This is a genomic window from Xanthomarina sp. GH4-25, assembly GCF_045363175.1.
Lineage (GTDB): Bacteria > Bacteroidota > Bacteroidia > Flavobacteriales > Flavobacteriaceae > Xanthomarina.
The window spans coordinates 1-1,053 of sequence record NZ_JBJFLO010000023.1; the positions used below are offsets into that span (position 1 = coordinate 1).

Sequence of the window (1,053 nt, forward strand, 5' to 3'; positions counted from 1 at the left end):
CGAATTAAAGCCTTGCAAAAGGAAATAGAACAGCTTAAAAAACTACTACTTAAAAAGGATCTGGATGCCATGGTATTGGATTCTTATCTGGAAGTGGCAGCTGAAGATCTAGGCTACAAATCTGTTGCAGAGCTAAAAAAAAAGCTAAGTATAAAGCCTTAATCAAAGCGAAAGAGAAATCTAAGGGATTTGCTTCTTTAACGACTATAACTCATTGTTTCGGACTTAAACGTGATGCGTATTACAAATACAAATCTAGAGCTGATAAGCGTTTAAAACTAGAACATCAGATTATAAACATAGTCAGTAAAAAACGTAAATCCCTTCCTAGAGAAGGTGTACGTAAACTCATAAAATCACTAGATGTTGAATTTACTAAAGCCAACCTTAAAATTGGTAGAGACACCCTATTTAATGTCCTTAGAAAACACAACATGCTAACACTTAGAAAGAAAACCAGTGCCAGAACAACAAACTCGTATCATCGTTTTTATAAGTATAACAACATTATAAAAGACTTAGAAGTTACTAGAGCTAACCAAGTTTGGGTGAGTGACATAACTTACATCAGAACTGTAAAAGGCTTTTGCTACCTGGCTTTAATAACCGATATGCATTCCAGAAAAATAGTGGGTTATGATCTTAGTGATAGCTTAGAACTAAAAGGATGCGTGAGAGCCCTTAATAAGGCTATTTATCAGGCTAAAGACATTAAACAACTTATTCATCATTCAGACAGAGGAATACAATATTGCAGTAATGTGTACACACAAATACTTAAAAGAAAAAAGATAGATATTAGTATGACTGAAGAAAATCATTGCTACGAAAACGCAATGGCAGAACGTGTAAATGGAATCTTAAAAGACGAGTTTTATTTAGACCAAACCTTTGATAACGTGGCTCACGCTAAGAGAGCTGCAAAAAATGCAATTAATTTATACAACGAAATAAGATTACATTTATCTTTAGACTATAAAACACCAAATATGGTATATAAATTATCAGCGTAAATTCAATTTTAACCTGTAGCCATATTTCAGGACAAGACAT

At 33.1% G+C, this 1,053-nt stretch carries 1 protein-coding gene; it reads left to right on the plus strand.

Going from position 1 to position 1,053, the window contains the following annotated elements:
- The first annotated feature begins 161 nt into the window (after positions 1 to 161).
- Positions 162 to 1,013, plus strand: a complete 852-nt coding sequence (locus ACI5KZ_RS14770) for an IS3 family transposase (RefSeq protein WP_406848089.1) — start codon at positions 162 to 164, stop codon at positions 1,011 to 1,013.
- The last annotated feature ends 40 nt before the right edge of the window (positions 1,014 to 1,053 follow it).